This window comes from Cognatiyoonia koreensis (assembly GCF_900109295.1).
In the GTDB taxonomy this organism is placed as follows: domain Bacteria; phylum Pseudomonadota; class Alphaproteobacteria; order Rhodobacterales; family Rhodobacteraceae; genus Cognatiyoonia; species Cognatiyoonia koreensis.
Window position 1 is genome coordinate 1,110,617 of sequence record NZ_FOIZ01000001.1, and the last position, 20,811, is coordinate 1,131,427.

The window sequence follows — 20,811 nt, forward strand, 5'->3', positions numbered from 1 at the left end:
CAACCGCAGCGGATGTAGTGCTCCGAGTGGCGCAGACGGCGTAGCGATCAGTCGTCAAGACATGACAAATGCAAACGCAGCGATTGCTCGCGGGGAAGCGAAATCCCTACGAGAAGTCTTTTCGATCGTACAGAATCGTTATCCCGGTCGCCTGATCCGTGTGGGGTTCAACGGGGCCCGTGGTGGCTCTGAGTATTGGATACAGATGGTGACTCCCAACGGAACAGTACAAACCGTCACTGTCGATGCGCTGTCGGGCGCGACACTTGGCGTGAGGGGGTGTTGAGTGCGAATTCTAATCGTTGAAGACGAAACAAGGATTGCGGGCTTAATCGCAGATGTCTTGAAGAGCGAAGGTTACGTTGCTGAAATTGCGACTGATGGCGAAGAAGGGTGGGAGAAAGGTGGGACGGAGCTTTATGCTGCTGCGATCCTCGATATTGGACTCCCTCGCCTTGACGGGATCAGTGTTCTTCGTAATTGGCGGAAGGAAGGCATCGATTTTCCAGTCATGCTGCTAAGCGCAAAAAGCAGCTGGAACGAGCGCGTGGAAGGCATTGATGCAGGTGCTGATGACTACATGGTCAAGCCGTTCCAGATGGAGGAGCTTCTTGCACGATTGCGCGCGCTCTTGCGCCGAAACTCCAAGCAGAAAATGACCGTTCTTTCAGCTGGTGACCTGCAACTCGATCTTCGCCAGATGCGCATTTCGGTGCAGGGCCTGCCGGTCAAGGTGACGCCGCTTGAATTTCGACTGCTGAGCTTTCTATTGCATCACAAGGGTGAGATCGTGCCGCAAAGCACACTGGCTGAGAACATCTATTTTCGCGATCAGGAACCAGACAGCAACGCGATCGAGGTCCTGGTCGGCAGATTGCGCCGCAAACTTGGCACTGACTTAATCGAGACGAGACGGGGTTTCGGATACATGATCCCAGAGGATGCCGCTTGAAATCGTCGCTCAGTCTGCGTTTGCTGATCGCAGCAGCGATATCGACGCTGATTGCGCTCTTGGCGACAGCCCTACTTCTTAACCATTTCTTTCGCGGGTACTTCGAAGAACGCGTTCATGACGAACTGGAAGCCTGGTTGATCGCGCTTACCAGCCAAACCGAACTTAACGAGGATGGCCGGCTGGTTGTGTCTGAACTTGATGATCCGCGTTTCAGGCAACCATTAAGCGGGTACTATTGGCAAGCAGTCACCGAAGGGTCCGTCCCTGTTCTGTCTGCTTCACTCTGGGCTGAGCCCCTTGACGTACCTCGCCCAAAGGAACGCGGAACAATTGAATTTGCCTCAATCACCGGATCGGATGACGCAATTTACCGCACAGGAACTTGGCTCATCACTTTGATGCAAGGATCAGGTGACGTGGAAATCCTACTGACCATCGCGGTCGACGAAGCAATTGTCGAAAACCCGATATCGCAGTTTTCGCGAAATGTGTCACTTGCGATGGCAGTATTGGGGGCGTTTCTCGTTCTTGCTTCGTGGTTTCAGGTGCGTGTCGGATTGAGGCCACTGAATAAAGTGACCTCGGAAGTAAACGCGGTCAAATCGGATCCAAGCCGGCGCTTGTCGAACGATTATGCGATTGAAGTTGCCCCTCTTGTCGATGAGGTAAACGCCCTGCTCGAAGATCAGGAACAAAGCATCAGAAATGCACGAACCCGTGCCAGCACGCTAGCGCATGGTTTGAAAACGCCGCTGACTGTCATGCGCGCGCTGGCGCAAGATCTGCGGCATGAAGATGAAACTACGATTTCCGCTGAAATCGATGCACAGATTGATGATATGCAGCATCTTGTGGAACGCGAACTTGCACGCACCCGTGATCAACAAACACGGGTTGCCGCTTCTTGTGAGGTGGCACCCGTCGTCGCACGTGTTGTCAAAGCATTCCAACGCCGCGTCGGGAATGCCAAGACGAAATGGGTGATCGAAGTGTCTTCGGAGACGCGATGCCCCTTCGATTCTTTCGCTTTGACGGAATTGCTTGGCAACCTGATCGACAACGCCACGAAATGGACCAAAGACGAAATCAGGATATCGGCGGCAGGATCGAAGAATGATGGCTATTTGGAAATCGCTGACAATGGCCCCGGAATCCCGGAAGACAAATTCGAGATCGCGATGCAACAAGGTCAAAGGCTTGATGACACTGTGCCCGGTCACGGTTTGGGCCTTGCAATCATACAGGACATGGTCGCAAAACGGGATGCAAAGTTGACGCTTGATCACGCCACGAGCGGTGGGCTACTTGTGCGCATCGACTGGGGTGAACCGGCTCATACGATCACGCTGAAAACGTAAGCTATATCCCTGGGAACCAAGTCGGCTGGGACTTCAGCCACTCAAACAGCTTGGTATAGCTTGCCTTGTTGCGTCGCGCCCAACGGATCAATTTGTTCAGATCTGCTTTTCTCGTGCACATCGGGATGTCGACACCTGCCGCCATCAAAAGTCCTTCGATCTTGTGGGTGTTGCCCGGGAAAGCAACAAAAGGAATTTCCGCGCGGCATGCTGCATAGACGGCATGCTGACGGCCAGTGATCAGGATCTCTGCGGTTTTAAGGCTCGCGACCAACTCAGACCAGGTAAATTCCTGCATATCGAGATATGTGAACTTCGCTTCTTTCTTTCCTGTCCAGCGCACAAATGTATTGAACTCGGTGCTGTAGACATCGGTGCAAACCATGCGCCCTTCGAAATCCAAGACTTTTGGCGAAGGATCCAAGCGGCTGTAGTAAGCGAAATCCGGATAAAGTGTGGCGTCAATGCCGTGCCGCCGTTTCAAGTCCACCTGGGACGCGCGTTCGCGGACGTAAATCTTGTCCAATTTTTTCAAAACATCGTCGTAGCGGTTATCGTTTGCCTGCCAGACCGAGTTGACAAGCATGGTTTCAAGACCGGCATCCTGGGCGACCTTCAAAGCCTCCATCTTCTCGATATAAGCTGGGCTGTTGTGATGCATCGATCCTTCACCGTTCACCACAAGCGTATCGAATTCTGCGTCATCTGTGACGACACCTTGGGGTGCGAGGCAATCTCGCAAATGCAGCATGACCGCAGCGGATCCGCAGTGGTAGTCTGAATGATCGCCAAGAAGGCGGAATCGCTTTGGACGAAACATCTGTCGTGATCCCCAATGATTTTCATAGCGCGCGGACCGCACATCTGGCCAAGGCTGGTTTGATCTGATCGCTTCAAGTATGGCGGCTTCGCCTTTCCAGTTGTGGCGAAAGACCGGGCGGCTTTTGCGGAAGTAATTCGCCGAAGTCGGACTATCGCCGATCTGGTCAGTCATGGAAAAGCCGAAGAAACCGACACCTTCTGTTCCTCGCCGAGCATCTGCTACTGCTGCACAGACCTGCAAACCGGAACTTGCCGACCCGAGCAGCGAGCGGGTCAATTCGTTCCGTATGTGCTGTGGGATAATGGTAATGCGATTGCCCTGCTTGATAAGCTGGCGTGCCGCTTTGCGATTGACGGTGAAACTGTCCCAGTCGGGCCCTGTGATCAGCAAGTGCTCGCCAACAAGCGATGCGATATCCAGCCGTTGCAAGATCGAATGGTTAATGACGATGAGATCAGTCTTGGATCCGTAGTCAATGGCGAATGCCTGATCTTGTTTAGGAAGATTGAAGCGAATAACGATGTCATGCCCGTCGATTTCTGCGCCTTTACGCCTTCCCCTTTCAACCGATGAATTGCCGACGATAGCAACGGACGTTTCAAGGGACGCAAGACGGGACCATACCTCAGCCGATGCAGTATCGATCTCTCCTGTGAAAGCGGCAGCGCGTCGTCTTGTAAATTTCGGGCATATTTCGCCGCCTCCATTTTCCATGAAATAGCGATCAAGATGAAGCGATAGGCGGTTGGGGTTCAGTGTCAGCTGTCCTTTGGCTGATGCCAATGCGTCGTTTAACTGTTGCCGTGTTCCATGTCCTGCTGAGATGGAAAGCAGATCGGCAATTATGCCGTCTTTTTGAGTCTCGGTACCTTCATACCCGTTCAGAACAGTACTGTATGTTTCAAAAAGCACTTCGCTGGCGCCGTCTATGAAATACATGAGCCGGAGGCCGCGCCGCGCGTGGCCTGGCGTTTTCTGTTGCGAAAGGAAATCGCAAAGATCGTCTTTGATCCGTGGATCAAGGACGGCATAGTTCGTCCAAAGCTTGACCAAAGCGTCTGAAGCAAAATCGTGGTCGCTGACAAGCATCCGGCGCAAACGATCCTCTGCCTCGGCAATGAACCCGGCACTTGCGAGCCAATCACAAAAACGCCAAATCCCGGCATTCCGTTCAGGCGATGGAGCCTCGCGAACAAGAAGGTTGAATGCGACGTCCATCTCGCCGCGTGCGGCTGCCGCATTTGCGACCTCGATTGCATTATCAGTCATGATTTTGCGAGAACCAGTTCTGCCTGTAATCCACCAAGTTCCTTGCTCTCACCAAGCCGTAGGATCCCACCGTGACTTCTGGCAATATCGTTGACAATTGCAAGACCAAGGCCAACACCAGAACCTCTGTCCTGATTACGGGATGGATCAAGCCGGACAAACGGCCTGGTAGCGTTTTCCCTTTGTTCAGGTGGGATACCGGGTCCGTCGTCCTCTACAACATACCTCACTGCACGATCCGTGACATAGCAAGAGGCGCGCGCCATGGTGCCATAACGCACTGCGTTTCCTATCAGGTTTTCAAGTGCACGTCTGATGGCAAGACTGCGAAGCGGAACCGGTTCATCGGGTCCTTCGTGCTTTGCGATTTCGACAGACATCCCTCCGCGGATGCAGTCTTTGACAACCTGTTTCAGCAAATCATGCGGGCTTATGAGGTCGGGTTCATCCGTCGCATCCGCCTGAGCAAAGTCAAGAAAGGCGTCGACCAAATGCTGCATTTCATCAACGTCCCGGATCAGCGGCGCACCATCAGTATTGTCTAGCATCGAAAGGCCTAATCTAAGACGTGTCAACGGAGTGCGCAGATCATGGCTGACTCCGGACAACATCATCGTGCGGGTCTGGGCCTGTCGCTCAAGTCGATTGCGCATGTCAAGAAACGCCGTACCAGCGGCTCTGACCTCTTGTGCGCCGCCAGGCGTATAATTAGCGATTCTGCCTTTCCCATAGGCCTGAGCCGCCGCTGCCATTCGCTTGATTGGCCTTAACTGATTGCGCAGGAAAAAATATGCGATTGCCGTCATGATCGCCCCCATCACCGCCATAATGACAAGTAGCTGATGTGGGTTCGATGCAGATACCCTACGCCTGTCAAAAGACACTTCCAGTGGACCCTTGTCCGTTTGAAGCCACACTGTCACAAGTCGCCTCTCCGCCAGCGAAACCGCTCCGATGTCGCTGACGAGGGTCTCGAGCCGGGTACGCACCGCATTCCCGGTCAAATCCGTCCAGTGCTTGTCATTGCCGATATCTGGAATTGCGACGGGCCATGCAACGTCAAGCTCAAGTGCAACGGCCAGTTCGGCGGCGACCCTTTGTGCTGCGGTCAAGGTCGGTGCTGCGTTTACTGTATCGCGTACAAAGCGCAGATCAATACTGACCGCACTTGTCATCTGACGAGTCACGCCTTCAAAGTGACGTTGGATAAATACAACCGAAACAAGAAGTTGGAGCGTCAGCACCGGCAGGATGAGGATCAGCGCGGCACGCATGTAAAGACCGCGAGGCATGTATTGCTTGAGCCAACTGAAAAACATAGATTTACCGTACCCAAGCTGCCGGTCATCGGAAAGGTCCATATGTTGCAAGACACATTTGATCCCGTTCCCGGCGTGGTCCATGATCTGCAACCTGGACTGCGGCGCGTTCTTGCCCCGAATCCATCACCCATGACATTTACGGGAACAAACACCTATATCGTTGGCGAGGAATCGCTCGCAATCATTGATCCCGGTCCGGATGACATGCAGCATCTTTTCGCACTTCTTGCGGCAGTGCGCGACCGGCCCGTGACGCATATCTTCGTCACGCATTCGCACATTGACCATTCACCGCTTGCTGTTGCGGTTGCCGAAGAAACGGGCGCAACGATTATCGGCTTTGGCGACAGGTACGCAGGCCAGAGCAAGGTCATGCGCCAACTTTCAGATGCTGGCCTTGCTGGCGGCGGCGAAGGCGTCGATCCGCATTTTCGTCCTGATGTGACGCTGACTGATGGGGAGGCGATTGCAGGACAAGATTGGGCGATCCGTGCAATCCATACACCCGGCCACATGGGAAACCATTTGTGTCTTGCATGGCGGGATGCTCTCTTTACCGGTGATCTGGTCATGGACTGGGCAAGTTCCCTTGTCTCTCCACCTGATGGAGATTTGACTGATTTCTTGGATTCCTGCCGGCGGCTTCAGGGGGTCGATGCTTCGGTTTTCTATCCTGGGCATGGGGCACCAGTCACCGATCCGCAGGCACGCCTGAAATGGTTGATTGAACATCGCGAAATGCGCACGCAGCAGATATTGAACTCGCTCTCTGCCGGGCCTGCATCCGTCACGGCGCTGACACTGCAAATCTATGACGACACGCCCGAAACGCTCTTGCCCGCCGCATCGCGGAACGTCTTTGCGCACTTGGTGCATCTACACGAAAACGAAGCAGTCGTCGCGCACCCTACCCTTTCCCCGAACGCACAATTTACATTGACGCAAGTGCGCTGAAATTTCCGCAAAAAGGGCCTTGCCGCTCGGAAGTGGCATCGCTATACGACGCTTCAGGTTTTCCGGCGTAGCTCAGCGGTAGAGCAGTTGACTGTTAATCAATTGGTCGTAGGTTCGATCCCTACCGCCGGAGCCAAACTTTCCCAAAGAAATGCAGAATTTCAACTGATCGATGTGATCGTTGTTGCACAGACCTCTGACGAATTTGAAGTGATGGCGGACGGACAGGGATTCGAACCCTGGAGACGGTCTCCCGCCTACACACTTTCCAGGCGTGCGCCTTCGACCACTCGGCCACCCGTCCTTAGGGGCGGTCTTTAGCGAACAGCCTGCAAAGGCGCAAGGGGTCATTCGATCTCATTGCAGTTCACAGATATAGACCGCATAACGGTGGCTGGAGACCATGATGAAGCACACCCCGTTACCACCCGATAAGCAAGAAAGCCGTTTCGATCTGGCGCGTGTTCAGACTACCGCGCTTGTCATCATCGCCTTTGCTGTCGTTTTGTTTCTGCTTGTGCAGGCCCGATTCATCCTGATTTCGCTAGCTGTCGCCATCATCGTTTTCTCGCTGACGAGCGACGTCATCAACTTTATTGCGCGACAACGCGTTGGCCCTGTGCGCATTCCAAACTGGGCAGCCAGTCTTGTCGCGCTGGTCCTCATCACGACTGGCTTGTTGCTACTGACTTCTATCCTGCTGGCACAGGTCAACACAGTTCTTGTGACGACCTTGTCCTATGCAGAACGGGCACCGCAGGCCGTAGCATCGCTTTTCACTTGGTTGGGCGAAGACAGCGAAGCCGCCATCCTCAATGCGTTGCGTTCCGTGGAACTGTCAAGTTACCTGCGCACTGCTGCTGGACAAGCAGGGAATATGACGCAGGCGACAGTGCTCGTGATCCTTTTTGTTGGCTTTCTGTTTGCAGAGCGTATCTGGTTTGGAACAAAGCTTCATAATTTCATTGGTGACGAAGCGCAGGCGCAACGTGTCGGTAAGATCATCGCGTCTATCATCCATCGCGTGAACTATTACTTGCTGGTCAAGACGATCATTAGCGCCATCACTGGTGCGATGGTCTATGTACTTGCCAAGTTTTTCGGGCTGGAACTTGCGACCGCGCTAGGCGTCATCACGTTTGTTCTTAACTTCATACCGAATGTTGGTTCGATTGTCGCGACAGGACTGGTCGCGCTAGTTGCGCATGTTGAATTCGGTGATCCGACAACGACAGCGCTGATCTTTGTCATCGCTGCAATCATTCAGTTCCTCAATGGAAACGTTATCGATCCTATGCTGATGGGGCGTGCATTGCGACTTTCGTCATTCGGAATCATTATCTCTCTCGCTTTCTGGGGGGCAGTTTGGGGTGTTCCCGGTATGTTTCTTTCAGTCCCGATTATGGTGATGATGATGGTTGTTTGCAGCCACGTGCCACCGCTGCGTCCTATAGCCATTCTTTTGTCACGAGAGGGATTACCCGAAACTGAGCAGGCGATGAACAAGGCTGCGGAGCGGGATCTCTTCAGTCACGACTGAGAAGTACAAATCGCAAGAACACGGCTGCAATGACAAGTTCACCCACAGCCGCGATTAAGATGTACCAATGCGCCACGGATGATACGAATTCGTATATCCCGGTAGCAGCGATCCCAGCAAAGGTAACGCTCACGCCGGCGCTGATCGCTCTAATCGACGCGCCATCTGTTGTTCTGCGCGACATCCATAGAAGAACCCCGAGTCCCAAAAGCATGGGAGAGGCGCGCCTGCTCATGAATGCTGCCTCCGCGTTACTCGCCACTCCATATGTTCCCATGTAACTGGGAGTAGCCAGCAAAAGAATTGGAAAGAGGATAACGCAGACAAGCGCTGTCACCGAGGCAGCGAGGCGATAGGTCAATCCACGCCCTCTCCTACAGAAGCGTTGAATTGCGGCTTCACAACTTCTTCGGTGGGTTTGAAGTAAGTGATGTCCTCAACAAAATATTGGTAGCTGTCAGCATTGCGCAAAGCCTCTGACGGGTAGTCTTGTGCAAAGTCGGCGCAGACGTCTCGCGCATAGCAGTTGTCATCGGTATCGGCGACGTTATTGAAGTGCGTAATCTCATGGACGATTGTGCCTGCTCGTGTGCCGAAATTACTGCTCGTTTGTCCGGGGCGTAGCCGCGCCATGTTCGGCAAGCTGAAAAATGGCGGGCAAATCCGGATCAAATAAGGCTCGTCATCATAGACATAGGCATAAATATCGGGCTCACATTCGTTGCGGCTGATGTCTTCGCACTTTGTTCTTATCCTGCCCGTGCGTATAGCGGTCACGACACGTTTCAAATTTCCACGCACGGTTTCAGCAGCAGCCGGACTGTACTTTCCGAACCAGGTTTCGAATTCGGGCGTATCACCAACAGCAGCGGCAGCGCTGACGCTGATCCTTTTGGCATCACTGACAGCGCGCGCAATTGTCTCCGCTTCGGCTTTTGTACAGCCAACGAATGTATCGGCATATGACACAGCGGGCCATATCAAGGCGATCATTGGCAGCCATATACGCATCACAATACTCCAAGATGAAGATTGACGCGCCGGTTCTGCCGCCCTTTCTTTTCAATCTTGCCAATACGAACACGACCGATCTCGGAGGTGTTGCTGACGTGGGTACCGCCGCAAGGTTGCAAGTCCGCGGTATTCTCACCGACACCGATACGCACGAGCCGTATACTTCCGGTACCCCGTGGCGGTTGAACCGACATTGTCTTGACAAGATCTGGCTGCGCGTCCAGCTCGGCTTCGGTGATCCATTCCTCGGACACTGCAAAGTTACACGCGATCAGCCGGTTCAGCGTATCATCCAAAGCATCTTTGTCTTCAGGTGCGTCTGGCATGTCGAAATCCAAACGCCCCTTTTCTGAACCAATGGCACCGCCTGTGACGGGCAGTGGAATGACAACTGAGAGCAAATGCAGCGCCGTATGCACACGCATGTGCTTGAAGCGGCGGTCCCAGTCTATCTTTTGTTCAATCCGGGTTCCGATAGCCGGCATTGCAGCTGGCTCTGCCGGAACAAGTATAATGTCGTCACCTTGCCCCTTGATGGCCGTTGCGATCTCGATTTCGCCGCCATTCCAAATCAGTTTGCCACTGTCCCCCGGTTGCCCGCCAGAATTCGGATAGAAATTGGTGGCATCTAGGATGATGCCACCCTCTTCAGTCAATCCGGTTACCTTTCCTCCGGCGTCACGCAAGTAAGCATCTTCGTGAAACAGCATGCGGGTCATGTCTCGCCACCTTCGAGAGCCTTCGGGTTCTTGATCCAAAGATCCCGCTGCGGGAACGGGATTTCAATATCTTCTTCTGCAAAACGTTTTTCGATCGCGAGGTTTAGATCCGATTTCACATGCATCACGAAATTCACGTCCCTCAGGATGGCTCTGATCTCAAAATTCAACGAACTGTCACCGAACTCAAGAAAAAGTACGTTTGGCTCAGGGTTGAGCAAGACAAGAGGATGGTTCATCGCGACATCCTTGAGAATACTTATGACCTTCTGGGTATCTGTCCCATAGGCAACACCAACCGGAACGATGACCCGTCCGACGGCATTCCCGCGAGTCCAGTTTGTGACCTGTCCACTCACCAAATCAGCATTGGGGATAATGACGTCTGTCCTGTCAAAAGTCTCAACCCGTGTGGATCGAACAGAAATATCACGAACGTATCCCATCGTCCCATTCACTTCGATCCAGTCCCCCTCACCGATGGGACGTTCGATCAAAAGGATGATTCCCGAGACAAAGTTAGAAACGATATTCTGCAGTCCGAACCCGATTCCGACGGACAAAGCACCAGCCACAATCGCAAGACTAGAAAGGTCGATCCCAGCCATCGTGATTGCGATGATGGCGGCCAAGATAATCCCGACATAACCAAAGCCCGCAACGACGGCATTTTGTCCGCCTAGATCAAGTTTTGTCCGGGGCAGAACGTTTGCTCGCAGCGTACCCTGAATGAACCGGGTCAATAAAAATCCAACAGCGAACACAGCAGCGAAGGTAATGAAGTCGCTTGGTGAAATACGTGTATCGCCGATGACGAACCCTTCGCGGAACCGAGCCCAGATTTCAAAGAGATCTTCGATGCGCGCGCCCCAAGCGATCGCAAGCAAAGGAAGCGCGACAAGGAAGAACAAAAACCCAATCAGAACAGGCGCCAGCGATCCGCTGCTTTGTCCTGGTTCGCGATACCGCAACTCCCAAAGATCATTCACAAACCTCTGCAGCAAGATCACTACCGCGAGAATTGCAAGTGTCAGGACAGACGGTCTGAAAAGTGCGCTGGCTGCATCTGAGAAGCCTGCAGCGGCTAGGACTGGCGTCGCTATTGCCACTCCCATGCACAGTATGCCGACAAATCGGCGCGCTCGACCTTTTGGCGGAGAGTCCTCACTGTCAAAATGTTCTGGTACAGCCGGGTCAGTGCGCAAAAGCCGCCCAAACCGAAACAGCATGTATCCGAGCAATATTTGGATCGGTAACAGGACGACACTAACTGAAATCTCAGCAGGTTCTGCAATCCGCATCAATCCGGTCAAAACAATCGAAGCTGCCAGAAGCCAGGCAAGGATGGTGCCGACGCGTCTAGCCTTTCGGCGTGTTTCGAGGCCGTAACGCAGAGGCCCGTCGTCACCGTATAGCGGAAAGAACTGCTCGTTCAGCCAACGGGTCAGAATGATCAGAAGTGCTCCGTTGAAGACAGCATCAAGTAAAAGCTGACCGCCTTCACCCAAAATACTCATACGGTTTAAGCCCGTTACAAGAGCGAGCAAGCCGAGGTATGGCAGGATAATTTCCCAGACCGAAAGCAGGAAGTGCCAAACGGCTTTCCCGCGCGCCGTCCCGTTGTCGACCGAAGATTGCAGGCCGAGAACCCACTTTCGCCCGCGCGCGAGCAACACGCCAGCAATCGCAAGAAACAGAAGCCCGACTGGCAGTGTCCTGAATAGGTTTCCAGAAATTATGTCGGCCCTGATCTTCGAGATGGTTCCCGACCAGAATACGTCGATCGCCTGTCCCATATCCCGAACGGCACCGGGCCAATGAACCGGATTGATCGGTGCTTGTGCCCGGGTTGTAAGTGTCTGGGCATCCCGACCACGGATGAGGGCATCGACCTCTGCAATCAAGCCATTCGCACGCGCAAACGACTCTTCGGCCAATAACGCAGGGGCACGTAGATCCGCGAGTTGCTCTTCCAGCGCAGATCGACGCGCCGCAATTGCGGCCGGTTCATCACCTTCTTCGGGTGCTGGACCAAGTGCTGCAATTTGGGATTGCACCGTGGCAATCCGCCCTGAATTTATTTCACTACCATTCGCAAATTGATCCCGCCACGTAACGAGTTCATCGCGCAGTCGGCTAAGACGGAAAAGTGACGGTTTCGGGCCCGTCAGGACATCCTCGGTCGACTCTGCGACCCTGTCCCATGTGACCTCTTGCCCAACTGACTCCAGTGGCACCAGTGACGGCGAACCCACGTCTTGCGCGGCTGCGGCCATTCCGAACAGCACCGCGCCACAGAAAACGGCCAGCCAATAGAAATGCCGAAAACTCATTCTGCGATAGTCACATCAGGAACGTCTAATGGTGCTCTGTCGAGCCATTTCGGAACAGGCAGCCCCTTCTCTTTAAGAAATGTGGGGTTGTAGACCTTCGATTGGTAACGCGTGCCATAATCGCACAAGATGGTGACGATCGTGTGCCCCGGCCCAAGATCATTTGCGAGACGTATCGCGCCAGCGATGTTGATCCCCGTCGATCCGCCCATACAAAGGCCTTCGTTAGCCAGAAGGTCATAGACGATCGGCAATGCTTCGGAGTCTGGCACCTTGTAGCAAAAATCCGGCTTGAATCCCTCAAGGTTCGCCGTGATGCGGCCCTGTCCGATCCCTTCGGAAATGGAATTCCCAGGGGCGGGATCAATTCCTGTCATCAACTTGTAGAGCCCGGATCCGTCCGGGTCCGTCAACGCAACTTTGACGCCCTTTGGCTGTAGAACCTCGGCAACGCCTGCAAGAGTGCCACCCGATCCGCAGGCACAGGTGAATCCATCGACTTTGCCATCAGTCTGTTCCCAAATTTCTGGGCCGGTCGTTTCCACATGCGCCTGCCTGTTGGCTGTATTATCAAATTGATTTGCCCATATCGCACCGTTTGGTTCGGTCTTGTCGAGTGCCTCTGCAAGCCGCGCACTGTATTTGACGTAATTATTCGGATTTGCGTAAGGGACAGCAGGCACTTGAATCAGTTCCGCACCCGCAAGTCGCAACATTTCCTTTTTCTCTTCAGACTGGGTTTCCGGTATCACGATAACCGTCTTGAAGCCCATGGAAGCTCCGACCAGTGACAAACCGATTCCCGTGTTGCCAGCGGTTCCTTCCACTATCGTGCCACCCGGCTTCAGCGTGCCACGCGCAATTGCATCGCGGATCATGTAGAGCGCCGCTCTGTCCTTTACAGACTGTCCGGGGTTAAGGAATTCAGCCTTGCCAAGAATTGTGCAGCCTGTTGCTTCTGAAGCCGCTCTCAGCTTGATAAGAGGCGTATTGCCAACGGCCTCAGCAAGATTTTCTTTGATATTCATAACGGCCCCTTCACTACCCTAGCATATGTCTATGGGGGCCAGCTTGAGGTTTCAAGCAGCGGTGCGCAGCCGGGAACGTTCCCTTTCCAACCAATAAAGCATTGCGATCAATGGACCGGCATTGATTTCTCCAGATGTGACAAGTGACAACGCCTTTTCAAAGGTCACTGTATGCAGTCTCAAGTCCTCGCTTTCAGTGTCCAGGCCGCCAGAATAGGTTTCCTTCTCTGGCAAATCACATAGTCCGAGGTAGCAGGTGAAGTAGTCTGTCGTTCCACCAGGGGTCGGATAAAAGGACATCATCTTTTCAGTCCGGTCATAGGTCAGCCCAGCTTCTTCGATGCTTTCACGCAATGCAGCTTCCAACGGCGTTTCGCGGGCGTCAATCATCCCGGCGATCGGCTCTAGTGACCAGGGGTTTGGATCGGCGCGCATCAGCGGCCCCATCCTGATCTGTTCGACAAGAAGAATGCGATCTCTTGCAGGATCGTAAGGCAGGACCATAACGGCATCGACTGCCAGAAATACCTCACGAACAAGATCACCAGACCGGGTGCCGTCAAACTGGCGGTGATCAACCTGAAACTTCTGCAACCGGAAAAAACTCCCTTGAGGAGGTGCCAAGTTATACGCCGCAACGTCTTCCCGCTCTGGGCAGAATCTGAGGGTGGCAGGTCCAAGATCTTCATTCGTCGCTCTGACTTTCGCCCAAGCACGTTTTTCGATCATCGGCCACATGCGCCGCAGTTCTGCGTGGCTTGGAAGCGGGTCATGAGAGAAAAGCTCATTTGCCGCGTGAATTGCAGGGACTAGGTGACCGTTTTCCCATTTAGAAAGCGACCAAGTACCCTGTTGCACAGCGACGTCGTCCGGCGGGAAATAGATCATCGCCTCGACAGCACCGTTGGCGGTCATGACGGTTATTTGCCTGAGTTCATAACCAAATGCACCTTCATACAGGTCCAGCCTCTTGCGTTCTTCTAATGTCATTTCTGTATAGAGGATACCTTCTGCCGCTTGCTCCATACTCGGTTTGATACATGGAACGACGTCGCCAGAGATTGGAAAGACACCATGACCCTCAAGCCAAGAAGGTATGCCGCGCGCGGATCGTCCTGCGACAGCCAGCATCAATTCGGCAGATCGCAACGTCCCGTAAGCAAATAGATTCATTAGGGAAAGCGTTTCGCGAAGAATTCAGCGAATAGTCCGCCTGCGACACCGCATCCGATGATTATTCCAGCAAGCGTTGGTGACCAGAAGGCAAAGCCGTATTCAGCCATGATTTCAAAAACATTCACAACTGCCTCGACGGGACCATCATAGGACTTTCGCAAAGACTTTTTGATCATGTCCGCAAACGACATCAGGAAGATGATCCAGAAGCACTGCGCAATCACGCCCGTAATCCCGTTCCCGACCGCCGAGGAATATCCCCGCCCTGCGCGTTTACCAACGACAACCCAACCCGCCCAAAGACCGGAAAGGACGCAAAGCGGATACCACCAGCTTGGCTGTTTCCCGTCCTCGAAAAGCGGGCTGATCAAAGTCGCGATATATCCGCCAATCACGGCAAAGGCGATGGCGGCGGTCAAGCGTCCGGCGGTTGGCATAGCACTGCGTCCTCATTTCGTCGCAGGCCGTATACCGATCAATTACGCCGGTTTTTTGACGGTAATCTGCGTTACGTCGCAGTTTCCGCTATGAAAGGTTCCCGCGCAAGAGGTCAGATAAAAGTTCCACATTCGGCGGAAGCGTTCGTCGAAACCAAGTGCCGAGATCTGATCCCACTTTTCATTGAACGTCTCATACCAACGACGCAGCGTCTGACTATAGCCATCACCAAACTCGATTGAATGAGAAACAGAAAGACCTGCGTTTTCAACTGCTTGCTTTAGTTTGGTCGGACTGGGCAGCATGCCACCGGGGAAAATGTATTTCTGTATAAAATCCGGGCCACGGTTGTAGACCTCCCACCGGCGATCAGCGACAGTGATAATCTGGAGTGTGGCGTTCTTGCCCGGTTTCAGGCGATCACGCACGGTATCGAAATAAACCGGCCAGTATTTTTCACCTACAGCTTCAAACATTTCGATGCTTGCAATACCATCGTAGGTACCTTTTTCATCCCGGTAGTCCTGCATTTTGAATGTCACCATGTCAGACAGACCGGCATTAGCAATCCGTTGCACAGCATAATCATACTGTTCCTGTGAAATCGTCAGGCCGGTCACCTTGATCCCACGTTCCTTGGCTGCATACTCAGCAAATCCGCCCCAACCGCATCCAATCTCAAGCACATGATCACCCGAAACCGCGCCCATCTGATCGATCATGGACGCGTATTTCTGTTCTTGTGCCTTTTCCAGGCTTTCCTGACCAGTTTCGAACTTTGCAGCTGAATACGTCATCGTTTCATCAAGCCAGAGACGATAGAAATCATTCCCCAAATCATAATGATAGCTGATGTTCTTTTTTGCTTGGCGCTTTGAATTGGATTGCAGCCAGAAGCGCAGCTTTTCGTAGGTTCTGACCAGCGCCTGTCCGGGAAATCCGTCATACATCTCTTCGGCATCGTCATGCACAAGGTCCATAAATGTCAGCAAGTCCGGCGTTGTCCACCATTCGTCAAGATAACCTTCGCAAAACCCCATGTCGCCGTCACGGATCGTGCGGGCAAAGATGTCTGGATTGTGGATGTGAACCTCTGCGACAAACCCCGGCTCGGGGCCCTCACATCGAAAGACGCGTCCATCAGGGAGTTTAATATCCAAGCGTCCACGCTTGATGTCTTTGGTTCGCTCGTAAACAGCTGCAAAGTAGCGAGGCAAATTCTTTTGCCCCTCAGTCGTCGTCAAGATCATCGTGCGTCCTGTATCAATGTTCGTCGTCAGCCATGCAAAGAGCAGTAGTTCTAGCTGACACTCATAAGTGTAAACCGTGTGCGCCGGGAGTCACGGGCTGGTTTTATAGAAATGTTAACGTTTCCGCGACGTTCGCTAGAAATCCCGAGACTCATAGGCCTCAAGCGCCCGCTTTCGCCCCTCATCCGCACTGACAATTGGTTCAGGGTAATCATCATTGGATGACATGTTCCAACTCCTTGGAATTGCTTCGAAATAGCTTTTTGCCGTGGCGGAGGGATTTTGTCGTTCTTCTGCAATCCACTTGCGTACGTATTCGCGATCTTTGTCGAACTTGTCGAGCTGTGTCACCGGATTAAAGACGCGAAAATAGGGCGTGGCATCCGGACCTGATCCGGCAGACCACTGCCAGCCCATGGCGTTGCTGCACGGATCCCAATCTATAAGACACTCCGCAAACCACTCCATTCCGACTTTCCAATGACACATCAGATGCTTGGTCAAATATGACGCAACAATCATGCGGCCACGATTGTGCATCGTGCCAGTGACGTACATTTCCCGCATGGCGGCATCTACAAACCGGATACCGGTGCGGCCTTGCTTCCACGCTTTGATCTCCGCCAAGCGCTCGTCAGTTTTCCAAGGAAATGCATCCCAATCTTCTTTCCAATTCTCGCTCACGATCCTTGGCGTGTGATGGGCCAAGTGATAAGCAAATTCGCGCCAGACCAATTCCTTAAGAAACACTTCTGCGTCATTCTTGCCATCGTGCAACGCGTCCCAGCCGGAATGCCAACATTTGCGTGGACTGATTTCGCCGTAGGTCAGGTTTTCGGAAAGACCTGATGTGCCGTCGACACCGGGGATATCCCGGTTCTTCTGATAATTACTGACTCGGTTGGCTATGAATACACCTAGCCGATGCGACGCCGCTGTTTCACCGACCGTACAATACGAAACCACGACATCGCGCCCTCGGTTCATGTCGGCACCCATGCGCCAACCATTCAAAGCGTCAGACGAAGGCCAGCTGTCCGGTGCCGGAATCTTACTGGGCGTTGGCAATGCGGAGGGCAAGTCACGATCACGCACCATTTTCCACATCGGCGTATAAACCTTGTAGAAACCACCGCTTTTGGTTTCGACTGTCCAAGGCTCGAACAGCACATGGCCCTTGAACGATTTGGCTTCAATACCGTCCTTCTTCAAAGCCGCCTTTATGCGTGTGTCCCGATCCTTCGACACCGGGTCATAAAGGCGCGACCAGTAGACAGAGCCAGCGCCGGTTTCCTTTATCAACTTTGACAGGCAGCTGTAGGCGTCACCCTTGCGCAAAATCAATTTGCTTTTTTTCTCGACCAAGCTTTTGGATAACGCCTCGATCGACAAAGATAGCCGAAAGCGAGGTGCTGCGCCCTGCCCTTGCGTTTCTTCGTCGTAGATGAACACGGGGATGACAGGTCTACCGCTGTCACACGCAGCGCTCAGCGCCTCATGATCGCCCAAACGCAGGTCGCGTCTGAACCACATCAGGATAGGTGATTTTTCTGTCATTGCAGGGTACTCTTTTGCCTTACGGTATGGCCTGACCTAATGCAGACTTGCTCTTGGGAAACCCTTAGCGGCGACATCTTCTCAAGTAGTTCAAGCGGTTCAGAGCACCGCATCAAGTGCAGACATTAGCCGGTCGATCTCGGCTTTCTTCGTGTAGTGCGTGAAACTGAGTCTCAAGACGCCTGTGGACAAGTCTATCCCCATCGCTTCCAGTGGGCGCTGCGCATAAAAATCGCCTCCGCCGGCCATAATACCATGTGGCGCGAGTTTTTTTGCCAAACTCTCTGCATTTTCCTGTACGGCAAGTGCAATCGTAGGCGCGCGTTTTTGGGCATTCGTCGGACCGATGACCCGGACAGAGTTCTTTTCCTTGAGGTAATCAAGCAAAGGCTGGAGGAGCGCTGTTTCAGCACCGCGCATCAAGTCGTGTGGGTTCGCCCCGCCGTGATGAGTTGAAAGCGCTTCCATATAATCCGCCATACCTGCACTTGCGGCGACCTGTGCGTGATCGGGTCCAGCGGGCGTAAACCGTTTATACAGGCTTTCACCATTGAAATGGTGTCCTTGGTTAGGCAGTTCAAAGCCCCAATCCTCGCGCATGACCATGATCCCTTGATGCGGCCCATAGGTCTTGTAGGCGCTGAACAGATAAACGTCACAGCCAAGTGCGCCAACATTGGGAAACCCATGCGGGGCATAGGACACACCGTCGACACAGGTGCGCACGCCATGTCGACGTGCAATTTTACAAACTGCGGCAACATCGTTGATCGCAGCTACCACGTTGGAGCAATGCGGGAATGCCAGCACTTTCGCACCGTCTAGAAGTTCCGGCAATTCGGCGAGATCGAGGAGGCCTGACACCGGATCAATCTGCCACTCGCGCACCGCGATACCTTCGGCCGCTAGACGGCGCCATGGTCCTGTGTTCGCCTCATGATCCTGATTGGTGACAACAATAACATCACCAGGCGTGAGCCACTGCCGCACTGCCTGAGCCAACACGTAGGTATTTTGGGTCGTGGAAGGTCCAAAAGACACTTCATGTGTCTTCACACCCAGAATCTCCGCCAACCGTTCGCGTGCCTCGTCCATTTCGGCACCTGCAAGTTCAGACGCTGCATATGGTGCGTAGGGTTGCACCTTCCGTTCAGTGTAAAAGCGATGCAGACGGTCGATCACCTGCCTACAGGTGTAACTGCCACCGGCGTTTTCAAAGAAGGCCTGTCCCGTCAGGGACGGTTGGCTAAAAGCGGGAAACTGGGCCCGGACCCAAGCAATATCTAATTCCATAATCTGCACCCAAACGAAAAAGGCCCCGATGCGCAAGCACCGGGGCCAATCTTAAGTTGCCGTTTCGGCTGTTACTCGGCGGGTTGCTCGGATGTGTGCGCTTCCACGCCGTGGCGTTCGCGCTGTCCGTCACGCCAGATACCTTTGATAAGCGCAAAACCCATCAGAACCATCACCAGACTGAATGGCAACGCGCCGATCACCATTGCTGTCTGTATAGCCCCGAGACCGCCAGCAATGATCAGACCGCCAACGACCAATGCAAGCGCCGCACCCCAGAACAGGATGTGTGGCCGTGCCTTTGGACCTTCGTCGCCTGCAGCGTTGATCGTATTGATGATCAGTACCGCAGAGTCAGCGGACGTAACCAGATAGGTCAACAACAATATCACAACGAGAACAGACATCACCCAGGCAAGTGTCGGGCTCAAGATAACCGCCAGCATTGCAAATAACTGGTCAGATTGCCCTGCCCCAGTGATCGCTCCGTTCGCATCGCCGTTAAGCTCAAGATCGATTGCCGTGCCCCCGACTAGCGCAAACCAGACGAAACACATAACCGCCGGGATCACCATCGCACCAAGCACGTACTCGCGGACTGTTCTCCCACGCGAAATCCGCGCAAGGAAGACGCCGACAAATGGTGCGAATGCGATCCACCATGCCCAGTAAAAGATGGTCCAGCCACCCTGCCAACCTGCAAGTGCATCGCCGGTCTCGGTTCCATCCTTAGCCCAGACCGTGAAGATATTTCCAGGAATGGATACAAGATAATCCCAGATGCCAAGGCCAAGCGCCGTCAGACCGAACAGTGTCGATCCGAACACGATAAAGAACGCCAGCACAAAGAAGCTGAGCCCCATGTTGATGTTGGACAACCACTTGATGCCTTTTCCCACACCGGACAAGGCTGATAGCGTCGAAGCCCCCATGATAACAACCAATGCAAAGATGATTGCCATTGTGGATGAAGATCGCGCACCTTCAGCGTCCGCAGTGTAAAGCCATTCGCCAAAGCCGATCCGATATAGGCCAGAAATGAACTGTTCGACACCAAAACCAAGCGTTTGCGAGACGCCGAGGACAGTTGCAACAACTGCGACAACGTCAACGACGTGCCCAAGCGGTCCGGAAAGCGCCTTTCCAAAAAGCGGTGTCAGGCCGGACCTGATCGTGAGCGGCAAACCTCTGCGATAGGAAAAATAGCCGAGTGCGAGGCCCACGATTGCGTAGGATGCCCATGCAGCCAATCCCCAATGCGTGAAGGACCAAACATAGGCTGACCGCACGTTGTCAGCAGAGCTTCCAGTGGTTTCCCCCATAATCGTTTGGGGATTACTTGCCCAGTGATACATCGGTTCCGCCGTCGCAAAGGTCAACATCCCAATGCCGATCCCTGCCCCGAACATCATGGAGAACCAGGAGAAATTTGAGAATTCAGGCTTGTCTTCTGGCAAACCCAGCTTGAGCCGCCCTGCTGCAGGCCAAAGAGCCAATGCAAAGCAAAGGATGACAAAGAATGCCATTACGTAAACATACCAATAGTTAAATGTCGCCAGAATGAACCCATTGATTGCACCCAACACGGACGCAGCCGGTCCCGGGAAAGCAATTGCCCAAATAATCAATGCACCAACCAAAATCTTGGCGGTGATTGTCACATCTTTCGTGAATCCGCGGTAAAAACCGCTATCTGCCGTTTTTATCGGCAGATCCATCAGTGGTGGCTTAGGTGCCATAATCTGTTCCCCATTGCTTGTTTTTTGTGCGCTAACCATAACC

At 53.4% G+C, this 20,811-nt stretch carries 17 protein-coding genes and 2 tRNA genes; 6 read left to right on the forward strand and 13 right to left on the reverse strand.

Annotation, left to right across the window (positions count from 1 at the left end; genetic code table 11):
* The first annotated feature begins 61 nt into the window (after positions 1-61).
* Genes BMY44_RS18085 through BMY44_RS05570 form a run of 3 tightly spaced genes read left to right on the forward strand, consistent with a single transcriptional unit; the run spans position 62 to position 2,313 of the window.
* Positions 62-286, forward strand: coding sequence for a PepSY domain-containing protein (locus BMY44_RS18085; protein ID WP_131801578.1), 225 nt, complete (start codon positions 62-64; stop codon positions 284-286).
* On the forward strand, positions 287-952 hold the full coding sequence (locus tag BMY44_RS05565; protein ID WP_089991284.1) for a response regulator transcription factor: 666 nt from the start codon (positions 287-289) through the stop codon (positions 950-952). It begins immediately after the preceding gene.
* A complete protein-coding gene (locus tag BMY44_RS05570) occupies positions 949-2,313 on the forward strand; it encodes a sensor histidine kinase (protein ID WP_131801579.1) in 1,365 nt (454 codons plus the stop codon). The genes BMY44_RS05565 and BMY44_RS05570 overlap by 4 nt, the downstream gene beginning before the upstream one ends.
* Before the next feature lies 1 nt (position 2,314).
* Here BMY44_RS05570 and BMY44_RS05575 read toward each other — a convergent pair whose 3' ends face one another.
* Both BMY44_RS05575 and BMY44_RS05580 read right to left on the reverse strand, forming a co-directional pair.
* Positions 2,315-4,405: a glycosyltransferase family 29 protein gene (locus BMY44_RS05575; RefSeq protein ID WP_089991290.1), complete on the reverse strand. Its 2,091-nt coding sequence runs from the start codon at positions 4,403-4,405 to the stop codon at positions 2,315-2,317.
* On the reverse strand, positions 4,402-5,724 hold the full coding sequence (locus BMY44_RS05580; RefSeq protein ID WP_089994594.1) for an ATP-binding protein: 1,323 nt from the start codon (positions 5,722-5,724) through the stop codon (positions 4,402-4,404). The genes BMY44_RS05575 and BMY44_RS05580 overlap by 4 nt, the downstream gene beginning before the upstream one ends.
* Positions 5,725-5,766: 42 nt before the next feature.
* Here BMY44_RS05580 and BMY44_RS05585 point away from each other — a divergent pair, with 42 nt between their 5' ends.
* Together BMY44_RS05585 and BMY44_RS05590 are read left to right on the forward strand one after the other, a co-directional pair.
* Positions 5,767-6,681, forward strand: coding sequence for an MBL fold metallo-hydrolase (locus tag BMY44_RS05585; RefSeq protein ID WP_089991293.1), 915 nt, complete (start codon positions 5,767-5,769; stop codon positions 6,679-6,681).
* Positions 6,682-6,742: 61 nt separating this feature from the next.
* Positions 6,743-6,817: transfer RNA gene (locus BMY44_RS05590), tRNA-Asn, on the forward strand.
* 78 nt (positions 6,818-6,895) lie between these two features.
* On the opposite strand, the gene BMY44_RS05595 is transcribed toward BMY44_RS05590, so the two are convergent.
* Positions 6,896-6,985, reverse strand: a tRNA-Ser gene (locus tag BMY44_RS05595).
* A gap of 102 nt (positions 6,986-7,087) precedes the next feature.
* On the opposite strand from BMY44_RS05595, the gene BMY44_RS05600 reads away from it, so the two are divergent.
* Positions 7,088-8,221, forward strand: coding sequence for an AI-2E family transporter (locus tag BMY44_RS05600; RefSeq protein ID WP_089994596.1), 1,134 nt, complete (start codon positions 7,088-7,090; stop codon positions 8,219-8,221).
* A 357-nt stretch (positions 8,222-8,578) separates the two neighbouring features.
* Here the strand turns inward: BMY44_RS05600 and BMY44_RS05610 are convergent, their stop codons facing one another.
* From BMY44_RS05610 to BMY44_RS05655, 10 genes are all read right to left on the reverse strand, one after another.
* On the reverse strand, positions 8,579-9,232 hold the full coding sequence (locus tag BMY44_RS05610) for a M35 family metallo-endopeptidase (RefSeq protein ID WP_089991299.1): 654 nt from the start codon (positions 9,230-9,232) through the stop codon (positions 8,579-8,581).
* Complete coding sequence (locus tag BMY44_RS05615) at positions 9,232-9,954, reverse strand: alanyl-tRNA editing protein (protein ID WP_089991303.1); 723 nt, start codon at positions 9,952-9,954, stop codon at positions 9,232-9,234. The genes BMY44_RS05610 and BMY44_RS05615 overlap by 1 nt, the downstream gene beginning before the upstream one ends.
* Positions 9,951-12,287: a mechanosensitive ion channel family protein gene (locus BMY44_RS05620; protein ID WP_089991306.1), complete on the reverse strand. Its 2,337-nt coding sequence runs from the start codon at positions 12,285-12,287 to the stop codon at positions 9,951-9,953. Before BMY44_RS05620 ends, BMY44_RS05615 begins: the two co-directional genes overlap by 4 nt.
* Positions 12,284-13,315: a cysteine synthase A gene (locus BMY44_RS05625; protein ID WP_089991309.1), complete on the reverse strand. Its 1,032-nt coding sequence runs from the start codon at positions 13,313-13,315 to the stop codon at positions 12,284-12,286. Before BMY44_RS05625 ends, BMY44_RS05620 begins: the two co-directional genes overlap by 4 nt.
* Before the next feature lie 51 nt (positions 13,316-13,366).
* Entirely contained in the window at positions 13,367-14,488 is a 1,122-nt protein-coding gene (locus BMY44_RS05630) for an NUDIX domain-containing protein (RefSeq protein ID WP_089991312.1), read from the reverse strand.
* Positions 14,488-14,928, reverse strand: coding sequence for a TrgA family protein (locus BMY44_RS05635; RefSeq protein ID WP_089991315.1), 441 nt, complete (start codon positions 14,926-14,928; stop codon positions 14,488-14,490). Before BMY44_RS05635 ends, BMY44_RS05630 begins: the two co-directional genes overlap by 1 nt.
* Before the next feature lie 42 nt (positions 14,929-14,970).
* Complete coding sequence (locus BMY44_RS05640; RefSeq protein ID WP_089991319.1) at positions 14,971-16,179, reverse strand: SAM-dependent methyltransferase; 1,209 nt, start codon at positions 16,177-16,179, stop codon at positions 14,971-14,973.
* Positions 16,180-16,314: 135 nt separating this feature from the next.
* A complete protein-coding gene (locus tag BMY44_RS05645; protein ID WP_089991322.1) occupies positions 16,315-17,736 on the reverse strand; it encodes a cryptochrome/photolyase family protein in 1,422 nt (473 codons plus the stop codon).
* A 99-nt stretch (positions 17,737-17,835) separates the two neighbouring features.
* Entirely contained in the window at positions 17,836-19,029 is a 1,194-nt protein-coding gene (locus BMY44_RS05650; RefSeq protein ID WP_089994599.1) for an aminotransferase class V-fold PLP-dependent enzyme, read from the reverse strand.
* A 71-nt stretch (positions 19,030-19,100) separates the two neighbouring features.
* Positions 19,101-20,768: a BCCT family transporter gene (locus tag BMY44_RS05655; RefSeq protein WP_089994602.1), complete on the reverse strand. Its 1,668-nt coding sequence runs from the start codon at positions 20,766-20,768 to the stop codon at positions 19,101-19,103.
* Positions 20,769-20,811 lie beyond the last annotated feature (43 nt).